Below are 21,852 nucleotides of genomic sequence, written 5' to 3'. Positions count from 1 at the left end.
GGTACCATCGCCGGAACGTCGGGAACGCTGCCCCGCGCCGTGCCGCGCCATCGGTCCGGGCGGCCGGGGCCTCGCGGGAGACCTGCGCCGGTGCGGAAGCTGCTGCTGATTCTGGGGATTGTCCTTGTCGTGGTGCTGGGGGCCGCGCTGGCGGCGCCGTCGTTCATCGACTGGAACCCCTGGCGGGAGCGGATCGCGGCCCAGCTTGAGGCGGCCACCGGCCGCGCCGCCGCCATCGACGGCGACCTCTCCATGCGGCTTCTGCCGACGCCGATGCTGTCGGTGGAGGGCGTGCGACTGGCCAACATCGCCGGCGGCTCCACGCGCGATATGGCACGGATCGGTGCGCTGCGGGTGGCTCTCGATCTGCCGGCGCTGCTGGGGGGCGAGGTGCGGGTCAGCACGATCCGGATCCTGGATCCCGTGGTCCTGCTGGAGCGGCTCGGCAATGGTCGCGTCAACTGGGCCCTTGGCACCCGGGACGACGACTCCGCCCTGCGGGACGGCACCGGGGCGCTCCACCCCGGGCGCCTGTCCGGCCTGGACCTGACGGTGCGCCTGGACAGCGTGCGGGTGGACAACGGTCTCGTGGTGTTCCGCGATGGGGCCAGCGGCCGCGAGATCCGGGCCGAGGCCGTGGGCCTGGACCTCTCGGCGCAGAGCCTGAAAGGGCCGCTGCGCCTGTCCGGGGATGCGGTGGTCGCCGGAACCCCGGTCGCGTTCGACATCGTGTCGGGCGAGGTCGCAGCGTTGCACGATACCCCGATCGAGACCAACCTGCTGCTGCCCGATACGGGCACCACCATTGAAGTGTCCGGCGCGCTGTCCGGGTTGGGCGGCAGCCGGCCGGTCCTCAACGGCACCCTGCATGCGGCCGGTGCCGATCTGACCGCGACCCTGCGGGCGCTGGGCGCGCCTGCGCCGCCGTCCCCGCGTGTGGCCGCCCTGACGGCGCGGCCGTTCTCCGTCGAGGGTCAGGTGTCGGGCACCGTGGACGGCGGCGCGCTGTCGGACCTGCGGGTGGCGCTGGGCGAGGCGGAGGTGCGCGGCACTCTCTCCATGGTCCGTCAGGTGCGGGACCGGAGCCTCACGGCGGAGGCGCATCTGCGCCTGCGCGCCCTGGATGTCGATGCGTGGCTGGCGGGTGCCGGTCCCCTGCCCTCCTCCACGGTCGATCCGGACACGGCCGATCCGCCCCAAACGCCGGGCGCGGCGCTGGCGGCCATCGCGCTGCCCCGGGATATGACGGCGCGCCTGGATCTGACCGCCGATACTCTGACGTGGCGCGGCGAGGTGGTCCGCCAAGTGACCCTGGACGCGAACCTGACCCCGGATGGCGTGCTGACGGTCACCGAGGCCGGCGCCACCCTGCCCGGGGCGGCGCGGCTCAGCCTGACCGGGGTCGTGTCCGATGCCGAGGGCGCGCCGCATGCGGAAGGCATGGTCCAGGCGCGCGCCGGCAATCTGCGCAACATCCTCACTTGGCTGCGCGTCCCGGTGGAGCCGGTGCCGGCGGACCGTCTGCGGGCGTTCGCGCTGTCGGCCGACGTGGACGGCGGACCGGACGCCGTGCGGATCCGCGATCTGGACGTCACGCTCGACACCAGCCGGGTGAGTGGGGCGCTGGTGGTGCGCCCGGGGGCGCGCCTCGGTCTGGGGGCCAACCTGAGCGTGGACTCCCTGAATGTGGACGCCTATCTGCCGGCGTCGGACGGTGACGACCGCGCCGGGGATCCGGAGCGTGGCCCGACGGGGGCCGCGCCTCGGCTGTCCGCCCTGTCGATCTTGAACACCATCGACGCCAACCTGCGGCTCGCGTTCGGCCGTCTGACCATCGATACCCTGCCGATGCGGGGGGTGCGGCTCGACGGGTCGCTGGTGGGGGGGCGGCTGGACCTGGCCGCGCTCACCATCGACCGGGTGGCCGGGGGCGCGCTGGAGGCCCGGGGCGGCGTGTCGGGCTTCGGTGCCGAACCGCGCGCCGACAGCCTCACGGTGACGCTGAACACCGGCGACATTGGGCGCACGGCCCGGCTGCTGCGCACGGAACTGCCCCCGGCGCTGCGCGATCTGGGTGCCGTGACCCAGACCCTGGTGCTTAACGGCACGATGGATGATCTGGACCTGACCACCGCGACCCAGGCGGATGGCGGGCGGCTCGACACCACCGGGCACATCACCGGCCTGAGCGGGAGGGCCCCCACCCTCGACATGGCTGTGGACTTGCGGCATCCGGAGGCGGTGCGCCTGATTCGGCTCGCGGCGCCGTCCTACGCTCCCGCCGGGGCGCCCCTCGGCGCGGTGGCGTTGGCGGCGCAGGTGAAGGTGGACCCGGGAAGGGCCGACGCAACGGCGGCCGATGGTGGCCAGATCACCGTCAACGACATCGACCTGACGGTGGGCGACACCCGCGCGACCGGGCAGGCGCGCCTGGACCTGCGCCCGGATGGCGGGCGGCCCTATCTGGCGGCGGGCCTGAGCACCACGCCGCTGTATCTGGACCGCTATCTGCCGCCTGCGCGTGAGGCCCGGTACGCGCCGATCCCGGCTCTGGGGCGGCGCGTAATTCCGGCGGCCTGGCGGGTCGGGACCCCGCCGTCTCCGCCCGCCTCCCTCGGAGTGCGGCCGGTGGCGTGGTCCTGGTCCACGGCGCCGATCGACCTGTCGCCGCTGGTCGCGTTGGACGCGGACATTAATCTGCGGGCGACGGCGCTGGCCTATGGCGCTCTGTCGCTGACGAACGCCGATCTGTCGGCCCGGCTGGCGGACGGCGTGCTGCATATCGAGCCCCTGACCGGCACCCTGTACGGCGGTCAGGCCGAGGGCCGTCTGGCGGTCATCGCCGGCGCGCCGGGGTCCTATGACCTCGCGCTGACGGTAGACGGGTTCGATGTGGCGCGCCTGCCGGGGGTGGACGGCGCGGCCGGTGCCGCCGGGTCCGGAACGCTGCGGCTGGCGGCGCGCGGGGCGGGCGCCAGCCTGCGGGAGCTGGTCGGTGCGGCCACGGGCGAGGGCCGGCTGAGCCTGTCCGATCTGGATGTGCGGACCGGCGCGGTGCGTGGCTCCGCCCTGGCGAGCGCGCTGGAGCCGGTGGCGGCGCTGAACGATCTGGCGGGCTCGCTTCTGGGCCGGCTGGATCCGGCGCAACGGCGGGCCGCGCTGGACAGCCGGTTCACCTTGAACGGCGGCACCCTGACCGTGGATCCGGCGCGGCTGACCAGCCCGCTCTACGCCGGAAGCCTGTCGGGGCGCGTGGACCTGCTGGGCGGCACGGTGGACGCGGCCGGGGTGCTGGACCTGTCGGACGGTCCGCTCCGCGACGCGGTGTCGGGCCTGATCCGCCTGCCCAATCCCCTGCCGATCCAGGTTTCGGGCGATCTTGCGGCGCCGACGGTGACGCTTCAGACGGCGCGGACGACCGGGTCCGGGCGCGCCCCGGCCGCCACTCCGGCGCCCACACCCGCGCCCACACCCGCGCCGACGCCCGCAGAAACCCCGGCTGCGGCCGAGGTGACGCCGTCGACGCCCCAGACCACCCAGCCGCCGCCGGCCGCGCCGATTCCCGAAACCCCCGAGCCGGACACGCCGGCCCCACCGACGGCGGACGCCGCCAACCCCGGGCCGTTCCTGTCCGACGATCCGACCACCGACGCCATCCTGCGCGACATGATGCGGGACGCGCCGCGCCCCGGGGAGTAAGCCTCACGCCCTCTCGATGCCCTCGGCGGCCGTGCGCACCAGCCGACGGATCAGCGGGGCCAGGGCGGGCAGGGCGTGGCGCAGCGCGATGGACGGTGGCCGCAGTCGCGAATGGGCGAGGCCGATGGTCCGCGTGATGGTCGGCGCGACGATGGGGGTGGCGACGATGCGGCCGGTCCCCAGGGCGGTGCGGGCCACGCGCGGCGACAGGATGGCATCCCCGCGCCCGCGCGCCACCAGGGTCACGATGTGATCCAGCGCGTCGATCTCCATCACGACGTGGGGCGTCCGGCCGGGGCCGAGGGCGGCGAACGCGCGTTCCACCTCCGCCCGCAGGCCATGGGGGCGCCCCGGCAGGATCAGCGGGCGGGCCGCAACCTCGGCCAAGGTGATGCTGGGGCCGTGGGGCCGCGCCTCCGGCGCCGAGACGAGGCACAAGTGCTCTTCGGCCAGCCGCTCCACCGCAAGGTCCGCGCTGTCTTCCGTGTTGAAGATCAGGCCGAGGTCCAGGTCCCCGGCGTTCAGCCACGCGATGATGTGCCCGGACAGGCCCTCGACCAGACGCGGCCGCACGCGCGGGAAGCGGTCGGCCAGCGCCTCGGCGACCGGCACGCTGACGGCGTGCCCCAACGAGGTGGGCACGCCGATGGCCAGAACGCCAGCCGGTTCGGCAGCGGCCGCGCGCAGGCTGTCGGCGAGCCCGTCCCACTCCGCGAGCAGGCGCCGGGCGCGCTCGGCCAGCAGGCGCCCCTCCTCGGTGGGAACGACGCCGCGTGGGCGCCGGTGCAGCAGCACGGCGCCCAGGTCCTCCTCCAGCGCGCGCAGGCTCTGGCTCAGGGCGGGCTGGCCCATGCCGAGCGCGCGCGCCGCCCCGGACACCGAGCCGGCCTCCAGGACCGCCAGGAGATGGCGCAGGTGTCGTGGGTCCACGGGCGCATCCATTCTTCACACTGATGGATGCGCACCAGACTAGCGGTTCCCCCGATGCAAGGGAAGCCGCGGAGCCGCCCCGCCTTACACCCCTTGGGGGAGCAGGGCGCGATAGGCGTGCCAGGAGGCATAGCCGGCCAGCGGCAGCGTGAACGCCAGGCCCAGGAACGCCGGCACCATCCCCGAGACGGTGATGAAGCCGACCGTGGCGCCCCACCCGATCATCACGCCGGGTTGGCGTATCACGGCTTCCAGGCTGACGGCCATGGCGTGGATCGGCTGCGTGTCGGGCTTGTCCACCAGCATCGGGATGGACAGCGCCGCGATGGAAAACGCGACCGTGGCCATGACCGCGCCGACGAATGTGCCCGTGGCCAGGAAGAACGCCGCTTGCGGGCTGCTGAGCAGGTCCGTGCCGAAGCGCGCCAGACTGGGCGGCTGGCCCCCGTAAAAGGCGGCGAAGATCAGCAGCGCGAGCAGCATCCAGGCCAACATGACCAGGGTCAGCGTCACGCCGACGATGGCGAGGCCGGGCAGGCTGGCGAGGCTGCGGCGGACGGCCTCGGGCAGGCCGATACGCTCGCCCCGCTCGTGGGCGAGGCTGATGACGTGCAGCGGCACGGCGAACACGGCACCGACCAGCATGAAGCCGCTCGTCAGAGGCAGCAGAACGGAACCGAGCCCGGCGTACAGGACGAGGGCCGACAGGCCCCACGACAGCAGGACGAACAGGCCGCCGTACGTCAGGCTGAGCCCGGGGGCGCGCTGAAAATCGGCCAGTGCCTTGTGGATCCACCCCCCCGAGTCATCGACCGTCACGGCGGTGAGAGAGGGCTCGGGGCCGGTGGCGAGGGTCGCGGTCATCGTGGACATGGGCGTGAGTCCTCCCTGGATACCCGGCGCGGCCGCTCTTGGGTGCGTTTGGGCACAGGCCTCGGGTCGGGGACGCACGGGTCGGGGACCGGGGCCGGGCAGCATTCAAGGCCGGGACGACACAACGTCAATGGGCCGCAGTATACCGGACGGAACCAAACAAAAATACTCACAAAATTGAAAGATTTGTTCGTTGATGCGCACGCGAACCCAGCGCGGCGTTGAAATCCGTTGCGTGCGGCGCGGGTCCATGTGTTGACTTCTCGGGTCGGATTTGGGTGGACTCCGGGGGCGAAACAAGCCGGAGCCACCGGTTTCCGGGAGGAGCGCCCATGGACCGCCGCACCACGCAGGGAACGCCGATGCGCAACACGACTCTGGCCTGGGTTCTGGGCGCCGTCGGGCTGGCCGTCTACCTGTCGATGGTCATCAAGATCACCCTGTACGGTTTTTAGGGGCCGGGAGCCGCGCGATGGATACCGCCACGGTTCTTCCCCACGTCAACGCGGCCTTGAACGCCGTGTCGACCGTGTTGCTTCTGATCGGCTTCGGACTGATCCGCGCCGGCCGGCGGGACGCCCACCGCGCGGTCATGATCGCCGCGCTCGCCGTCTCGGCCGTCTTCCTGATCAGCTACCTCGTCTATCACTTCACGGCGCCGATCTTCGTGTTTCCGGGCCGGGGCACGATTCGCGTGATCTACTACATCATCCTGGTCTCGCATGTGATCCTGGCGGTGGCCATCGTGCCGCTGGTGGTCGAGATCGTGCGGCGCGCCTGGACCGGCCGGTTCGACCGCCATAAGGCGTTGGCGCGCTGGACCTTGCCCCTGTGGCTGTATGTGACGGTGACCGGCGTCGCGATCTACGGCATGCTGTATCACCTCTATCCCCAGGCCTCGGGCGCGTGAGTCCGGCCGGATCGGAGGACGCCGCGATGCCGTTCGACGCCAGCGCCCAGCCCATCCATCCCGACGTGGACCGGCCGGCGCGCGCCTGGGGTGCCGTCGCCATCGCCGCCCTGGCGCTCGCGGGCCTGCTGGCCGTTCTGCTGGCGCTGGCACGGGTGCCGGGGGTGCAGGACTGGCTGCCCTGGCCGTGGGAGAGCTTTTTCCGTCGCGCGCTGGTCACCCATGTCACGCTGTCGGTGGTGGTCTGGTTCCTGGCCGTTCTCGGGCTGCTGGCGGTGCTGGGCGCCGGTCGGGTCGGGCGTGGCCCGGCGATGGCGCCCTGGGCGCGCGCCGGCTGGATGACGGTGGCGGCGGGCATGGGCCTGCTGCTGGGGCCGGCGGTGCTGAACCTGGGGGCGCCGTCCCTGAACAACTACGTTCCGGTGGTCGATCACCCCCTGTACCACGGTGCCCTGGGCGTGGTGGCGTTGGGTGTGGCACTGCCCTTGGCGCGCCTGCTCAGCCTGGGCCCCCGGGTGCTGGCGCGCGACATGATGGCGTTCGGCGCCGCCATGGGGGCGCTGACCTTCGCGGCGGCGCTGGTGTGCGTCGCGCTGGCGGCGCTGACCATGACGCCGGAGCCGGATCCGGAGGCGCTGAACGAGTGGCGGTTCTGGGCCGGCGGCCATGTGCTCCAGTTCGTCAACGCGCTGGTCATGCTGACGCTGTGGCACCACCTGAGCACCCGGCACGTCGGCCGCGCGCCGCTGCCGACCGGCCCGTTCGCGGCGCTGCTGGCCTTGATCGCGCTGGTGGCCTGGGTCGGGCCGTTGGTGTTCGTCTGGGCGCCGGTGCAGACCGCCGGCCACTACGCCGCGTTCACGCTGCTGTACAAGGCCGGGCTGACGCTGCAACCCGCGATCCTGCTGATCGCCACCGCCTGGATGCTCGTGCGGGCGCGCGGGGTCGGTCTGGGGGGCGGGCTGTTCGGCACGCCGGGGCGGCTGGCGCTGGTGGGGTCGGTGGTGCTGTTCGCGGCCGGGGGTGTTCTGGGGTTTCTGGTGGGCTGGGGCGATACCCGGACCCCGGCGCACTACCATGCCATCATCGCGGGGGTGAATCTGGCCGTGATGGGCCTGTTCCTGGGCGGCCTGGTGCCGAGTCCCCGCGTCCAGCGCCGCCCGACCGCCCGGCTTGTGCTGCTGTGGCTGTATGCGGTGGGATCGCTGGTGCAGGCCGTGGGGCTGTACGGCGCCGGAGTCCTGGGCGTCGGCCGCAAGCTGGCCGGCGAGGCCCAGGGGCTCGATTCCACGGCGAAATCCGTGTTCATGGGCCTGAACGGCGCCGGCGGGGGGCTGGCCGCGCTCGGAGGGGTGATGTTCGTGTGGATCGTCCTGGCCGGCCTGATCCGGCAGGCCAAAGCCCACGCGAAGTTCAGGGTTCTTTAGCCGACTCCCTTTGTTGACTATTTCATGGAAACCCACCCGAACGGGTCGGTGTCACGGGAGGACCCGCCGCCCGCGAGGCGTGGCGCGAGGGGTGGGCTGCCCCGGGGCGGAACGGGGAGGAGCAAGGGCCATGACGTTCGCGAACTACATGGAACTGTGCAAGATGCGGATCGGCGTCATCATCGCCCTGACCGCCATCATCGGCTATATGGCCGTCGCCGAGACGGTGGAGGCCGTAACGCTGGTGGCCCTGTCGTTGGCGATGCTGCTGGGCTCGGCCAGCTCTTCGGTGTTCAATCATCTCTACGAGCGCGACCTCGACGCCCGCATGACACGCACCCGGGGCCGCCCCATGGTGACAGCGAGCCCGGCCGACTGCCGCCGCGTGCTGGCCTTCGCGCTGGCGCTGCTGGTGGCCGGCGTCGGTCTGGCGGGGGTGGCGCTGAACTGGCTGGTGGCCGCGCATCTGTTTCTGGGCGCCTTCGTCTACGCCATCGTCTACACCGTGTGGCTGAAGCGCCGAACGTGGTGGAACATCGTCGTGGGCGGTGCGGCCGGATCGTTCGCCGTGCTGGCCGGCGCGGCGGCGGTTGATCCCGGTGTATGGTCCCTGCCGTTGCTGATGGCGGTGACGCTGTTCCTGTGGACGCCCTCGCACTTCTGGGCGCTGGCCCTTTTGCTGCGCGACGACTACCGCGCCGCCGGAGTGCCCATGCTGCCGGCGGTAACCAGCGCCCGGCGCAGCGCCGAGGCGATTCTGATCAATTCGGTGCTGCTGGTTGCCTCCACCCTGCTCCCCTGGATGCTGGGGGAGCTGGGGGCCGTTTACGGCGTCATCAGCCTGCTGTTCGGGGCGTGGTTCCTGCTCGGCACCGTGGCCCTGCTGCGCGCGCCGGAGGACCGCACCCTGGCGCGGCGGACCTTCTTCGGCTCCATGGTGTACCTCATGGGCGTGTTCCTGGCCGTGCTGCTGGACAAGCACCTGCCGATGATGTGGACCTGACTCGGTGCCGCCGGCGGTCTCCGCTCTCGCCGGTCGCGCCGCGGCCCGCGCCACCGACTCCGGCCGCGCCCGGCCGCGCGCCGTGGCGCTGTGGCTGCTGATCTGCTGCGCCCTGGTGGCGCTGATGGTGGTGGTGGGCGGCCTGACCCGCCTGACGGAGTCGGGCCTGTCGATCGTCGAGTGGCGGCCGTTCACCGGCGTCGTGCCGCCGTTGACCGAGGCCGCGTGGCAGGTGCTGTTCGACGCCTACAAACAGTATCCGGAGTTCCAACGAGTCAACCCGGACATGACCCTGGCCGGCTTCCAGGGGATTTTCTGGCTGGAGTTCGTGCACCGCCTGCTGGGGCGGTTGATCGGCCTCGCCTTCCTGCTGCCCCTGCTGTGGTTCTGGATCCGGGGCGCCATTCCGCGTGGCTATCACGCTCGGCTGGTGGGTCTGTTCGTGCTCGGCGGTCTGCAAGGTGTGCTGGGCTGGGTGATGGTGCAAAGCGGGCTGGTGGACCGGCCGGACGTCAGCCCGATCCGCCTTGCCGCCCATCTGGGGCTGGCGGTGGTGATCTACGCGGCGATGCTGTGGGTGGCGCTCGACCTGCTGCGCGGGCCGCCTGCACTGGCCCTCGCCGAACGGATATGGACCCGCCGCTTGGGTGGGCTGGCGCTGGCGCTGGCCGGGGCAACCCTGATCGCGGGTGCGCTGGTGGCGGGCTACAAGGCCGGCCTGAGCTTCAACACCTTTCCCCGCATGGCCGGGCAGTGGGTGCCGTTCGGGGTGCTCCACCTGGAGCCCTGGTGGCGCAACCCGTTCGAGAACATCATCACCATCCAGTTCCAGCATCGCGTGCTGGCCCTGGTGACGCTGCTGGCGGTGCTGGCCTTTGCCGTCGCCGCGTGGCGGGCGCCCGTGTCTTCCGGCACGCGCTGGGCGGTGCGCCTGTTGCCCGTGATGATCCTGGCGCAGGTGGGCCTGGGGATCGCGACCCTGCTGCTGTACGTGCCGACCCCCCTGGCCTCCGCCCATCAGGCCGGGGCGCTGGCGCTGGTGACGCTGCTGGTGGTGGCGTGCCACGGCCTGCGCACGGCGCCGCCCGCGTGACGGGGTCGGTCGAGGGGGCGGCGCGTCTTACGACGGACGCGGCCGGGCGGTCCGCAGCAGCGCCGTCAGCGCGGCGAAGCGCGGATGAGTGGCTAGGTCCTCGACCGGCACGCTCAGCCGCCGACGCCAGTTCGGGTGCTCGTCCACGGTGCCCGGAACGTTGGCCTGATCCAGCTCCTCCAGCACGTCCTCAATCTGCAGCAGCAGGATCATGCTGGGCGTGGCGGCCATGAAGCGGTGGATGGCGTCGGCCAGATCCGCCGACAGGCCGGACCCGGAGCCGTCATCCCCCGCCACCGCACACCCCGCGGCCGCCAGCGTGCCCAGAATCCGGTCGCGGTCGTCGGCGCGGGCGTGGCGCTCGCGGTCGAAGACCTCGTCGCTCGGGAACAGGTGGATGGCGTTCTTCACGTCCAGGTCGTGCCCGGTCCAGAACCCGCGCAGCGTCGGCAGGTCGTGGGTGCCGATGGCCACGGCGGCCTTGGCGGGGTACTCCGCCGGGGCCTTCAGCGACTGGTCCATGCGGCGCTCGAAGTAGAACAACCGGTAGGACAGGATGTTCTCCTGCGCCATGCGCTCGCGGAAGCCATCCGGCACCGTGCCCAGGTCCTCACCGATCACGACACAGCGCTGGCGGTGGCTTTCCAGCGCCAGCACGGCCAGCATCTCGTCGAACGGATACCCGACATAGCCGCCGTCGCCGGCCTCGGCCTCGGCGGGGATCCAGAACATGCGCATCAGGCCGAGCACATGGTCGATGCGCAGCGCCCCGGCATGGCGCATGCCGGCGCGCACCACCTCGATGAAGATATCATAGGCCCGCTCGCGCAGGCGCACGGGGTTGAGCGGCGGAAAGCCCCAGTTCTGCCCCTTCAGGTTCATAGGGTCGGGCGGCGCGCCCACGGCCACGCCGTCCACGACCAGATCCTGGTTCATCCAGATGTCGGCGCCGGTCTGGTCCGCGCCGAGGGCGAGGTCATGATACAGGCCCAGGGTCATGCCGCCCTGGGTGGCCGTGTCGGCCACATGGGCGAGCTGGCGGTCGGCCTCGAACTGAAGATATTCGTGGAACGCCACGCGCTCCGCGTTGTCCTCGGCGAAGCGCGCCACGGCCGGAGCGTCCGGGTGGTGATACTCGGCCGGCCATTCGCGGTGGGAGTGGCCGAGGTCCGCGAAGGTTTCGGCCAGCGCCTCGTGGATCGCGAACAGGTGCAGCGGGCGGCCCCGGTCGGCGCGGAAGGCCTGGAACGCGACATCCCGGGCGGTGCCCTGGCCCATGTGGCGGGTGCGGAACGTCTCGAACAGGGCCTCCAGCAGCGGCCGCTTGAGCGCCTGCACGCCCTCGTGGTCGATCAGGTCCCCGGCGGCCAGCGCGCCCAGGCGGTCGCGGAAGCCGGAGGTCTCCATGATCGCCGCCGCGCCGTCGCTGTCGGCCAACTCCGGCACCGCTGGAATGTGGATGTACAGCGGGTTCAGGAACAGCCGGCTGCTCGGCGAATAGGGGCTGACATGGCGCGGCCGGGTCGGGAACAGGGCGTGCAGCGGGTTGATACCCACCACGCTGGCGCCGGCGCGCGCGCTCAGGGCGGTCAGGTGGCGCAGGTCGGCGAAGTCGCCCATGCCCCAGTCGTCGCGCCCACGCAGGCCGTAGACCTGCACCGACGGCCCCCAGACGCGCCCGCCCTGGGCCATGGCGTCCGGCAGGTAGCTGCGCCAGGGGGCGACGATCACCACCGTGCGCGCCGGTGCCTCGCCCGGCAGGGCCACGTCGAGGGTGTGATAGCCCCAGGGCAGCGCCACCGGCAGGGCCAGGGCGACGCGGCGGTAGACGGTGCCGTCGATCGTGGTGGTCCCCGCGTCGGTGACGCCGGGGCCGCTCAGGGCGGCGTGGCCGCTGTCGGCGTCGGCCGAATCCCGGCCCTCCGGCGTCAGGCGCCAGTCGAGCGCGGCATCACGCGCCGTGTCTGGGATGGCGACGACCAGCGGCAGGCGGTCCAGCCCCTCGGCCTCGCAGCGCAGGACGAGGCAGGGCGGCAGCGGGCGCCGCCACGTCTGCGCCTCCAGATCGGCCAGGGTGTGACCGGCGGTCGCCGCGTCACCGGCGGCCATGCCCATGCCGGCGAGAAAGGCCTGTTTGGTCGCGGCCGGCACCACGGCGTGGGCGCCGAATGCGTCCCAATATTCGGGCGAGACACCGGCGCGGCGTGCGAGGGCTTCGAGTTCGTCCGACTCGCTCATGACCGTTCTCCGTGCCGAGGGGCTGGGGTGTGTCGCTGGGGTGTTCGCTGGGATGTAGGTAGGACGGTCCGCTACGCCGGGCGAGAGTTCCGGGTCCGGTGCTGCGGTGGTCGGTCCCCCGCGGGCGGGTCCCCCAGAGTCCGATCCCCGAGGGTCCGATCCCCGAGGGTCCGGTCCAACGGGTCCGGGGCCACGGCCCGGCGGGCGTCCGGGCCGGTTGCCGCGTGCGCCGAGACGCGCCGGAACAGCACCAGGGACCGCCCGGCCATCCGGAAGGGCGTGCCGTCCGCCTGCGCGGGTGCGGCCGACAGCACGGGACCATCCGCCGTGTCCAGAAGCGGCACCCAACGCCCCCCGTCCGACAGCGCCGGCAGGCGGCACGTCAGCGGCTCGACGCCGGAATGCATGCACAGGAGGAAACTCTCGTCCGGGCGCGGATCGCCCGTGGCCGTGACGTAGTAGAAACCGGCCTCACCACGCAACAACAATCCGATGAATCGGGTGTTGCTGTTTTCCCAATCGTTCGGAGTACGCTCGCGGCCGTCCGGATTGACCCACAGGGCATCGATGACCGAGGTGCCGGGAATGGGCTCGCCGCGCAGGAAGCGGTCGCGGTGCCAGACGATGTGGGAGCGGCGCAGCCGGATCAGCCAAGTCACCAGCCGGCGCAGGCGGTGGCCATCGGTGCCGATGTGGTCCCAGTCCAGCCAGCTTGTCGCGTTGTCCTGGCAGTACGGGTTGTTGTTGCCGCCCTGGGAATTGCCGAACTCGTCCCCGGCCAGCAGCATCGGCACACCTTGCGACAGCAGCAGGGTGGCCAGCATGTTGACCCGCTGGCGCAGCCGCAGGGTGGCGATGGCGTTGTCGGGGGTCGGACCCTCGACGCCGTGGTTCCAGCTCCGATTGTCGTTGGTGCCGTCGCGGTTGTCCTCGCCGTTGGCCTCGTTGTGCTTGCGGTCGTAGGACACGAGGTCCGCCAGCGTGAAGCCGTCGTGCGCGGTCACGAAGTTCAGGCTGGCCCAGGGCTTGCGGCCCCGGCGGGCGAAGATGTCGGACGAGCCGGTGATGCGGGTGGCCAGGTCCGGGACCTGCCCGGGATCGCCGCGCCAGAAGCTGCGCACGGTGTTGCGGTAGCGGTCGTTCCACTCCGCCCAGCCGGCCGGAAAGTTGCCAAGCTGGTAGCCGCCGTCGCCGACGTCCCAGGGTTCGGCGATCATCTTGACCCGGCATAAAACGGGGTCCTGGCGGGCGGCGTCGAGGAACCCAGCCTCACGGTCGAAGTGCCCGGATTCGCGGGCCAGCGCGCTGGCGAGGTCGAAGCGGAAGCCGTCGACGCCCATGTCCTCGACCCAGTAGCGCAGCGAATCCATGACCATCTGCACCACCCGGTGGTGGCGGAAGTTCAGCGTGTTGCCGCAGCCGCTGGAGTCGAGATAGTAGCGCTCGTTGCCCGGCACCAGACGGTAATAGCTGGTGTTGTCGATGCCCCGGAACGACAGCATCGGCCCCATGTGATTGCCTTCGCCGGTGTGGTTGTAGACCACATCCAGGATCACCTCGATCCCGGCGTCGTGCATGGTGCGGACGAAGGTGCGGAACTCGCGCAACTGGCCGGTCGCCAGATAGGCCGGATGCGGGGCGAAAAAGCCGATCGGGTTGTAGCCCCAGTAGTTCCGCAGACCCCGGATGTACAGATGCCGGTCGTCCAGGAACGCCTGCACGGGCAGCAGTTCCACGGCCGTGATGCCCAGGCCGCGCAGGTAGTCCACCACCGCCGGGGCGCTGAGGCCGGCCAGGGTGCCCCGGTAGCTTTCGTGCACGTCCGGATGGCGCATGGTGAAGCCGCGCACGTGCATTTCGTACAGAATGCTGGTGTGCCAGTTGTGCCGGGGCGGCCGGAAACTGCCGCTGCCGGCACCGGTCTCGACCACCTGGCACTTCAGCATCGTGTCGGCATTGTCCCGGGTGCAGAAGGACAGATCCGCGCGCGGGTGGCCAAGCTGAAAGCAGAAATGCGGCCCCGCCCAGTCCAGGGTGCCGGTCAGGGCGCGGGCGTAGGGATCGAGCAGCAGCTTGTGCGGGTTGAACCACAGGCCGCGCTCCGGGGCGTGCGGCCCGTGCACCCGATAGCCGTAGGTCTGCCCCGGACCGATGTCGGGCAGATAGCCGTGCCAGACCTCGTCGGTGTACTCGGGCAGGTCCACCCGGGTTTCCCGGCCGCGTGCGTCGAACAGGCAGAGCTGCACGCGCTCCGCCCGCTCCGAAAACAGGGCGAAGTTGACGCCGCGCCCGTCCCAGGTGGCGCCCAGCGGCCAGGGGTGGCCGGGCCAGACCCGCAGATCGGGCGGGGGGATCCCCGGCTTTCCCCCCATGATCGCTGGTCCGCCGGTTGGATGCTCCCGTCCGTCAGGCACTGGGGTCGCCCAGAACCAGACGGCGCACGCCCCGAATCGGAATCCGCGCCCAGGCCGGACGGTTGGCCGTCTCGTAGCCGATTTCGTAGAACGCCTTTTCCAGCGAGAACAGCGTCAGCAGGGCCTGGAAGGAGTCCGGGTCCGCCGGTACGGAGGGACAATCGCCGATGGTGTCGTGATAGCCCTTCAGGAAGGTCTCCACCACCTGCGTCTCCCACTGCTCGACCGTGGGACCCAGGTCCTCCATTACGGTCGGCTGCACCACCTGCCGCTCGAACAGGGCGGCCCAGGCGGCATAGTTGAACGACCGGATCATGCCGGCGACGTCCTTCAGCGGCATGTGCTTCAGGCGGCGCTGGTTGACGGCACGGGCGGGCTCACCCTCGAAATCGAGGATGTAGACGTCGTCCTTGGCCACGACGAGCTGGCCCAAATGAAGATCGCCATGGAAGCGGGTCTTCATCAGGTCCACGCCCTCGGGCAGGGCGGTTTCGATCACGCCGTCGACCCGGTCCCAATGGGCCAGCAGGTCGTCCGCCACGGCTCGGGTGTCCTCGTCGAGGGAGTCGAGCGCGCCCTCCAGGGACTTGCGCGCCTTGGCGGCCTCCGCCTTGACTTGATCGAGCCACTGGCGGCGGTCGTCGGGCGCGACCGGTTCGGCGCGGAACGCCGGATCGTCGGTGTCGATGGCCAGCGCGCGGTGCAGTTCCGCGACGCGCCGGCCCATCGTCTCCGCGAGACCCAGGTACAGGGAGTGGTCGGCCTCCTCGCGGTCGGCGCCCTCGACGACGCCGCCCTGCACCCGCAGCGCCGCGTCGTCCAGATAGCGACTCAGGTAGTCCTGGCTGTACGCCCAGCCGTCGCCCTGGTTGCGCACGAATGCCTGGAGCACGGCAAGCGCCGTGGGCGCGCCGGCCTCGTCCTCGATTTCCACCGAGCCCAGCAGGGCCGGCGTGTTGGTGTAGCCGGCCACGTCGGTCAGGAAGCGGCCCACCTCCAGCTCCGGGTGGATGCCTTCGCTCAGCCGCCGGTAGACCTTCAGCACCATGCGGTCGCCGATCAGCATGGAGGTGTTGGACTGCTCACGGCCCAGGCGGCCGATGTCCTCCAGCGCCACGTGGGGTTCCTCGGCCAGCAGGCGGGTCGGCCGGAAGCGCACGGTGCCGCCGTGGGCGCTGTGCACCTCGCGCGACTCCCGCAAGGCCTGGATCACGGCGGCCGTGAACGGCGCATCCGCGAGCGCGTCGTGCAGCACGCCCACCCGGTGCACCCGGCGGGCGCGCGCCAGGGCGTAGGGCAGCAGGGGCACGATGGGATCCTCCTCCTTACCCTCCCAGGTCACGGCCAGGGGCAACAGGTAGCGTTGGATCTCGCCGTCCGCCAGATGCGTGTCCACCAGGGCCATCAGGAACGCGGACTCGCCTTCGCCGGCGACCGAGGCCTGATCGTGGACGGTGACCGAGCCGATGCCTTGCTCCTTGCCGGCGAACCAGCGCTGGTTGGGCAGGAACTCGGGCAGGATCTCGCCGATCAGGGCGTCCCCGGTCGGGCCCGTGAACAGGCTGGCCCAGCCTTTCGGGACGACCAGCGTCGTCAAGTCCGGCAGCGGGTGGACGTAGGGTTCATGCCACAACGGGGCCTCCGCTTCCTCGGTGAGAAGGAACCAATAGAATCCGTAGGCGGGCAGGGTGACGAAGTACGGCAGTTCGCCCACCGGCGGAAAGGCGCTGCGGCCGAGCAGCTCGACCGGCACGCGCCCTTCGAATGCGGACAGGTCCAGCTCCACCGGCTGCGAGGCGCGCGAGAGGTTGGCGACGCACAGAATGTCCTCGCCCCCGAACCGGCGCAGGTAGGCCAGGATCTTGCGGTTGCCGGGGTAGAGGAACTCCAGCGTGCCCCGCCCGAAGGCCTTGTGCCGCTTGCGTGTGTTGACCAGCCGCCGCATCCAGTTCAGCAGCGAGTGCGGGCTGCGCGCCTGCGCCTCCACGTTCACCGCGCCGTAGCCATAGACGGGGTCCATGATCGAGGGCAGGTACAGGTTGGCCGGGTCGGCGCGGGAGAAGCCGCCGTTCCGATCCGGCGACCACTGCATCGGGGTGCGCACGCCGTCGCGGTCGCCCAGGTGGATGTTGTCGCCCATGCCGATTTCGTCGCCGTAGTAGACGATCGGCGTACCGGGCAGACTCATCAGCAGGCTGTTCAACAGTTCGATCTTGCGGCGGTCGTTGTTCAACAGCGGAGCCAGCCGGCGGCGGATGCCGACGTTGATGCGCGCGCGCTTGTCGGCCGCATAGGTGTTGTAGAGGTAGTCGCGTTCCCGGTCGCTGACCATCTCCAGCGTCAGTTCATCGTGGTTGCGCAGGAAGATGGCCCACTGGCAGGTGTCGGGGATGGATGGGGTTTGGCGCATGATGTCGGCGATCGGGTGCCGGTCCTCCTGCGCGACCGCCATGTAGATGCGCGGCATGACCGGGAAGTGGAACGCCATGTGGCATTCGTCGCCGTCGCCGAAGTACGGCCGCACGTCCTCGGGCCACTGGTTGGCCTCGCCCAGGAACATGCGGTCGGGATAGTTCTCGTCCATCCACCGGCGCAGGCGGCGGATGACGTCGTGGGTCTCCGGCAGGTTCTCGTTGTTGGTGCCCTCGCGCTCCACCAGATAGGGGATGGCGTCCAACCGCATGCCGTCCACGCCGGCGTCGAACCAGAACTTCATGACCCGAACGACCTCTTTGAAGACGTTCGGATTGTCGAAGTTCAGGTCCGGCTGATGGCTGAAGAAGCGGTGCCAATAGTACGCCTGCGCCACCGGATCCCAGGCCCAGTTGGACTCCTCGGTATCCGTGAAGATGATGCGCGTGCCCTGGTACTTCTGGTCACTGTCGGACCAGACGTAGTAGTTCCGGTGATTGCTGCCCGGCTTGGCCGCGCGGGCGCGCTGGAACCACGGGTGCTGGTCCGAGGTGTGGTTGATGACCAGCTCGGTGATGACGCGCAGGCCGCGCTTGTGCGCTTCCTTCACGAAGCGGCGGAAGTCCTGCATCGAGCCGTAGGACTCGTTGACCGACTTGTAGTCGCCGATGTCGTAGCCGTCGTCGCGCAGCGGCGAGGGGTAGAACGGCAGCAGCCATACCGCCGTCACGCCCAACTCGGTCAGATAATCGAGCTTGGCCGTCAATCCCGCGAAGTCGCCGATGCCGTTGCCGTCGCTGTCGGCGAACGCCTTGACGTGAAGCTGATAGATGATCGCGTCTTTGTACCAGAGCGGATCCATCGTGACATCGGTGCTCATGTGCGGCCCTTTCGTGGTCCGTCTTCAGAAGGCAGTGAGCGGGAACGCGCGCTGTGTCTACGCGGTTGGCGTGCGGTAGTCCACCGGGCGCCAGGGCGTGACGCGGAAGATGGCGGCCGGGTTGATGGTCGGGTCCAGGTAGTAGTGGTGCCACGCCCCGGTCCACAGATGCTTATCACCGGTCAGCAGGTCCTCGACCTCGAAGCCCTGATCCTCCGGGATTCCCATCGCCGCGAGGGGGAACTGCATCCAGGCGTGCTGGCCGTCGAACGGGTTCACCGTGCACAGAACGAAGATCAGACTGTCGCCGTCCGGGCTCATCTTGCCATAGAACAGCACGTCGTCGTTGTCGCAGGGATAGAACCGGAGGGTCTCGAACCGCCACAGGGCCGGATTGTCCAGGCGGATGCGGTTGAGCCGGCGCAGGAGATCCTTGATGTGGCCGGGGCGTTCCCAGTCCCAGACCTTGAATTCGTACTTCTCGCTGTTGTTGTACTCTTCCTTGCCCGGAATCGGATCATTCTCGCACAGCTCGAAGCCGTTGTAGATGCCGTAGACGGTCGACAGCGTCGCGGCCAGCACGGCGCGGATCATGAACGCGGGCCGCCCGCCGCGCTGCAGAAACTCCGGCAGGATATCCGGCGTGTTGGCGAAGAAGTTCGGCTGCATGTACTCGACGCATTCGGTCTGCGTCAGCTCGGTCAGATACTCGGTCAGCTCCGCCTTGCTGTTGCGCCATGTGAAGTAGCTATACGACTGCGTATAGCCGACCTTGGCCAGCATCTTCATCATGGGCGGGCGCGTGAACGCTTCCGCCAGGAACTGGACGTGCGGATACTCATCCTTGACCGTGCGGATGACCCATTCCCAGAACGGCACCGGCTTGGTGTGCGGGTTGTCCACGCGGAAGATGGTTACACCGTGGTGGATCCAGAACAGGAAGACCTGACGCAATTCTTCCCACAGATCATACTGATGCGGGCCAAAGAACTCGACGTTGACGATGTCCTGGTACTTCTTGGGCGGGTTCTCGGCGTATTTGATGGTGCCGTCCGGTCGGAACTTGAACCATTCCGGATGCTCCTTCACCCAGGGATGATCCGGCGAGCACTGGATGGCGATGTCCAGCGCCACCTCCATGCCGATGTGGTTGGCGGAGCGCACGAGGCGTTCGAAATCCTCGATGGTGCCGAGTTCCGGATGGACGGCGGTGTGCCCGCCCTCGGCCGAACCGATGGCGTAGGGGCTGCCCGGCTCGCCGGGTTGGGCCTCCAGGCTGTTGTTCTTGCCCTTGCGGAAGCTGACGCCGATCGGGTGGATCGGCACGAAGTACAGCACGTCGAAACCCATGGCCCGGATCTCGGGCAGGCGCTTGATGCAGTCGTCGAAGGTGGCCCACCGGCCCGGTTCCGTCCCCTGGGAGCGGGGGAACATCTCGTACCACGCGGCGAAGGTGGCGCGCGGCGGATCGACCACCAGGGGCAGAATCAAGTCATACTCGACCGCCGCGCTGCGGTCCGGCCAGCGTGCCATGATCTGGGCCACGTCTGGGGTGGTCATCAGGGCGACCTTGGAGGCCTGGGTGGCGTCGGTGGCGTCCAGGCCCTTGATCACCGTGTTGAGGTAGACGGCATCGTCCCCGGATGCGCGCGCGGCCGCCGCCTCCACCAGGGCCCGGCCTTCCAGCAGCTCCAGGGCGACGTCCTGACCGGCGCCCACCTTCTTGCCGACCTCGTCGGTCCAGGAGGTCCAGGGGTCGCGCCACGCCTCGATGGTGTATTCGTGGCGGCCGATGTCGTCGAGCGGGATCGTCCCTTCCCACAGCGCAAGCCCGTGGTTGACCGACACCATGGGCGCCTCGCGCCAGTCGGTGGCGCCGGCCCGGCGCAGCTTCAGGGCGGCGGAGAGGGCACCGTGCCCCTCTGTGAAGATGGCGGCCGTGACCGTGAGCGTGTCGCCTTCCCGGCGCTTCACGGCGAAGCGGCCGTGATCGATGGCCGGCCGCACCTGCTCGATGACGATCGGGCGGCTGGACAGAAGGGACAGGTCGATGGCCGCGCCCGTCCCGGTCGTGGCCGCGTTCCGCTTGCTCATGATGGCTCCCTGGGGTCATGGACGAAGAGACGGATCTCACCCGGTTCCAGCGCGATGGTGGCGCCGCGATCCAGGCTACCCTTGGCGCGCGCCGGCGTCATCTCGGCCAGGGGCAGATCGCCGATTCCGTGGCGCGGGGTGCGGATCGGGTCCACCGGCACCCGGCGGCCCTGGTGGCGGTCGCGGTTGATGAGGACCACCGACCGGTCCGGATCGTGCTCGGCCGCGCGCACCAGCAGGCAGACGTCGCCGCCGAGGTCGACCATCTCCTGCGGCCCTTCCCAGTTCAGCACGCGCACCCGTTGCTTCATGTCGTTGACGGCGCCGATGTAGCCGCTGAGGTCGAGGGGTGTGTCCTCCCAGTCCTCCGGACGGGTGTGCACGACGTCGGGCTTGCGGGCGAAGGCGAACTCGAAGCCCATCGGCATCAGGGTGCCGCTGGAAAACACGTTCGCGAACAACCAGGCGCGGCGGTAGGCACTCTCCACCGCGTTCAGATCGTTCGGATTGGGCTGCTCGGCCCGCAGGCGCGGGGTGTCGTGGCTCTCCGGGAAGGCGATGGAGGGTGCCAGAGAGCGGAACGCCGTGTATTGGTCCAGCAGCCAGCGTTCCCGGAAATCCCACCACTTCGAACTGTTGAACAGATAGTCGAAGCCGGCCGGGCGCAACTGCTCGATCTCCGACAGGCGGCACCCCAGGGTCTCGGCGGCGAACAGGGTGTCTGGCCGCACCGCGCGCGCCGCGGCGATCAGCGTGGACCAGACGTCCCCCGGCACCTTATAGGCGGCATCGCACCGGAAGCCGTCGAAGCCAAGGTCCGCATAGTGCCGGACGATGCCGGCATAGGTCGCCACCATCGCGTCACGCGCCGGGCGGGGGGAGAAGTCCAGCTCCGCCAGATCGCCCCAGACGGTCTTGTTGTTGGTGTCCGCCGGGTCGATGGCGAACGGGGACTGGACGGCGCCATCGGCCTCCCGCACGTACCAGTCCGGGTGCTGCTCGACCCAGGGGGAATCCTTGGCCGTGTGGTTCACCACCAGATCAAGCATGACCTTCAGGCCGCGGGAATGGGCCGCGTCCAGCATGGTGCGGAGCTGCACGTCCACCGGTTGCCCACTGCCGTCGTCCAGCAGCGGGTGCAGGGCGTGGTAGTCCTTCACCGCGTACAGACTGCCGGAAAAGCCGGGGTAGTGGATCGGGTTCACGTACACCCAGTTGAACCGCATGCGGCGGATGCGGTCGAAATGCGCCGGCCACTGCGACAGCGGTCCCGCCAGCGTCGGGAACAGGTTGTAGATCCGGGGTGCCGGGTCGACGACGACGGGCAGAGTCATAACACCAACCTTGCGCAGGGCGGACGGTCCGAGAGAGTCCAGGGGCCCACGTCGCGGGGCGGGGGGCTGACCGGGAAACCGGAGATGGGCGAGAGACGGGCGGGACGTTGGGTCATTCGGCATGGCGGTCAAGTCCTTGCCGCGCGGAACGGCCCGGTCGGCGCCCTGGAACACCGGCGCCGGCCCCCGGGGCCGCTCCCGGAGTGGACGAAAGACCTTAGCACGGCCCCCGTGCCCACGCGAAGCGGGGATGGGCGACAAAACCCGACAATTTGGTGACGAAACGCGCGCGCCCCCGGTGGGGATGTCCTTGGCCCGGCGGTGCCGGAATCCCACATCTGGTAGTGTCACGGTCCTTTCACGCACAAGCACCGTGACAGAGTCGGTCATTCCGGCTAGGGTTGAATCGAGGCGCCGCCATGGGAGAACAAATGGGACGGATTCGCCGCACGGACCGGCCGGCCACGCTCGCACCCCAGGATGCGCGGCCCCGCCCCATCCGCCGCACCGCACCCCGTCCCGTGACGTCCCGGCCGCGCGCCCTC

At 70.2% G+C, this 21,852-nt stretch carries 13 protein-coding genes; 6 read left to right on the top strand and 7 right to left on the bottom strand.

The window, feature by feature from the left end; translation table 11 throughout:
- Positions 1 to 90: 90 nt before the first annotated feature.
- Entirely contained in the window at positions 91 to 3,699 is a 3,609-nt protein-coding gene (locus GGD82_RS11165; RefSeq protein WP_170284211.1) for an AsmA family protein, read from the top strand.
- Positions 3,700 to 3,702: 3 nt separating this feature from the next.
- On the opposite strand, the gene GGD82_RS11160 is transcribed toward GGD82_RS11165, so the two are convergent.
- Both GGD82_RS11160 and GGD82_RS11155 read right to left on the bottom strand, forming a co-directional pair.
- Positions 3,703 to 4,629 (bottom strand): LysR family transcriptional regulator, encoded by a 927-nt coding sequence (locus GGD82_RS11160; RefSeq protein WP_150061741.1) that lies wholly within the window; start codon positions 4,627 to 4,629, stop codon positions 3,703 to 3,705.
- Positions 4,630 to 4,713: 84 nt separating this feature from the next.
- Positions 4,714 to 5,502, bottom strand: coding sequence for a DUF2189 domain-containing protein (locus GGD82_RS11155; RefSeq protein WP_170284210.1), 789 nt, complete (start codon positions 5,500 to 5,502; stop codon positions 4,714 to 4,716).
- Positions 5,503 to 5,834: 332 nt separating this feature from the next.
- Here GGD82_RS11155 and GGD82_RS21110 point away from each other — a divergent pair, with 332 nt between their 5' ends.
- The 5 genes from GGD82_RS21110 (at position 5,835) to GGD82_RS11135 (ending at position 9,935) form a co-directional block, all read left to right on the top strand.
- Positions 5,835 to 5,957: a hypothetical protein gene (locus GGD82_RS21110; protein ID WP_260178387.1), complete on the top strand. Its 123-nt coding sequence runs from the start codon at positions 5,835 to 5,837 to the stop codon at positions 5,955 to 5,957.
- 17 nt (positions 5,958 to 5,974) lie between these two features.
- Positions 5,975 to 6,412: a DUF420 domain-containing protein gene (locus tag GGD82_RS11150; RefSeq protein ID WP_150061739.1), complete on the top strand. Its 438-nt coding sequence runs from the start codon at positions 5,975 to 5,977 to the stop codon at positions 6,410 to 6,412.
- Between the two features lie 26 nt (positions 6,413 to 6,438).
- On the top strand, positions 6,439 to 7,839 hold the full coding sequence (locus GGD82_RS11145; protein WP_150061738.1) for a hypothetical protein: 1,401 nt from the start codon (positions 6,439 to 6,441) through the stop codon (positions 7,837 to 7,839).
- A gap of 130 nt (positions 7,840 to 7,969) precedes the next feature.
- Positions 7,970 to 8,842 (top strand): heme o synthase, encoded by an 873-nt coding sequence (gene cyoE / locus GGD82_RS11140; protein WP_150061737.1) that lies wholly within the window; start codon positions 7,970 to 7,972, stop codon positions 8,840 to 8,842.
- Positions 8,843 to 8,846: 4 nt separating this feature from the next.
- Positions 8,847 to 9,935 (top strand): COX15/CtaA family protein, encoded by a 1,089-nt coding sequence (locus GGD82_RS11135; protein ID WP_246163772.1) that lies wholly within the window; start codon positions 8,847 to 8,849, stop codon positions 9,933 to 9,935.
- A gap of 27 nt (positions 9,936 to 9,962) precedes the next feature.
- On the opposite strand, the gene malQ is transcribed toward GGD82_RS11135, so the two are convergent.
- From malQ to GGD82_RS11110, 5 genes are all read right to left on the bottom strand, one after another.
- Positions 9,963 to 12,173: a 4-alpha-glucanotransferase gene (malQ, locus tag GGD82_RS11130; RefSeq protein WP_150061736.1), complete on the bottom strand. Its 2,211-nt coding sequence runs from the start codon at positions 12,171 to 12,173 to the stop codon at positions 9,963 to 9,965.
- 71 nt (positions 12,174 to 12,244) lie between these two features.
- On the bottom strand, positions 12,245 to 14,545 hold the full coding sequence (gene glgX, locus GGD82_RS11125) for a glycogen debranching protein GlgX (protein WP_150061735.1): 2,301 nt from the start codon (positions 14,543 to 14,545) through the stop codon (positions 12,245 to 12,247).
- 34 nt (positions 14,546 to 14,579) lie between these two features.
- Complete coding sequence (gene treS, locus GGD82_RS11120; protein WP_184013271.1) at positions 14,580 to 17,879, bottom strand: maltose alpha-D-glucosyltransferase; 3,300 nt, start codon at positions 17,877 to 17,879, stop codon at positions 14,580 to 14,582.
- 57 nt (positions 17,880 to 17,936) lie between these two features.
- Positions 17,937 to 19,973, bottom strand: coding sequence for an alpha-1,4-glucan--maltose-1-phosphate maltosyltransferase (locus GGD82_RS11115; RefSeq protein ID WP_150061734.1), 2,037 nt, complete (start codon positions 19,971 to 19,973; stop codon positions 17,937 to 17,939).
- Positions 19,970 to 21,307 (bottom strand): alpha-amylase family glycosyl hydrolase, encoded by a 1,338-nt coding sequence (locus GGD82_RS11110; RefSeq protein WP_170284209.1) that lies wholly within the window; start codon positions 21,305 to 21,307, stop codon positions 19,970 to 19,972. Before GGD82_RS11110 ends, GGD82_RS11115 begins: the two co-directional genes overlap by 4 nt.
- Positions 21,308 to 21,852 lie beyond the last annotated feature (545 nt).

The sequence above is a fragment of the Roseospira marina genome (genome assembly GCF_014197855.1).
In the GTDB taxonomy this organism is placed as follows: Bacteria; Pseudomonadota; Alphaproteobacteria; order Rhodospirillales; family Rhodospirillaceae; genus Rhodospira; species Rhodospira marina.
The sequence above is the reverse complement of the archived record's forward strand: the minus strand, read 5'-3'. Positions and strand labels throughout refer to the sequence as shown.

Excerpts from the sequence above, each read along its gene's own strand:
- GGD82_RS11155 (WP_170284210.1), bottom strand. The coding sequence starts at position 5,502 with ATGTCCACGATGACCGCGACCCTCGCCACCGGCCCCGAGCCCTCTCTC.
- GGD82_RS21110 (WP_260178387.1), top strand. The coding sequence starts at position 5,835 with ATGGACCGCCGCACCACGCAGGGAACGCCGATGCGCAACACGACTCTG.
- GGD82_RS11150 (WP_150061739.1), top strand. The coding sequence starts at position 5,975 with ATGGATACCGCCACGGTTCTTCCCCACGTCAACGCGGCCTTGAACGCC.
- GGD82_RS11145 (WP_150061738.1), top strand. The coding sequence starts at position 6,439 with ATGCCGTTCGACGCCAGCGCCCAGCCCATCCATCCCGACGTGGACCGG.
- cyoE (WP_150061737.1), top strand. The coding sequence starts at position 7,970 with ATGACGTTCGCGAACTACATGGAACTGTGCAAGATGCGGATCGGCGTC.
- malQ (WP_150061736.1), bottom strand. The coding sequence starts at position 12,173 with ATGAGCGAGTCGGACGAACTCGAAGCCCTCGCACGCCGCGCCGGTGTC.
- glgX (WP_150061735.1), bottom strand. The coding sequence starts at position 14,545 with ATGGGGGGAAAGCCGGGGATCCCCCCGCCCGATCTGCGGGTCTGGCCC.
- treS (WP_184013271.1), bottom strand. The coding sequence starts at position 17,879 with ATGAGCACCGATGTCACGATGGATCCGCTCTGGTACAAAGACGCGATC.
- GGD82_RS11115 (WP_150061734.1), bottom strand. The coding sequence starts at position 19,973 with ATGAGCAAGCGGAACGCGGCCACGACCGGGACGGGCGCGGCCATCGAC.
- GGD82_RS11110 (WP_170284209.1), bottom strand. The coding sequence starts at position 21,307 with ATGACTCTGCCCGTCGTCGTCGACCCGGCACCCCGGATCTACAACCTG.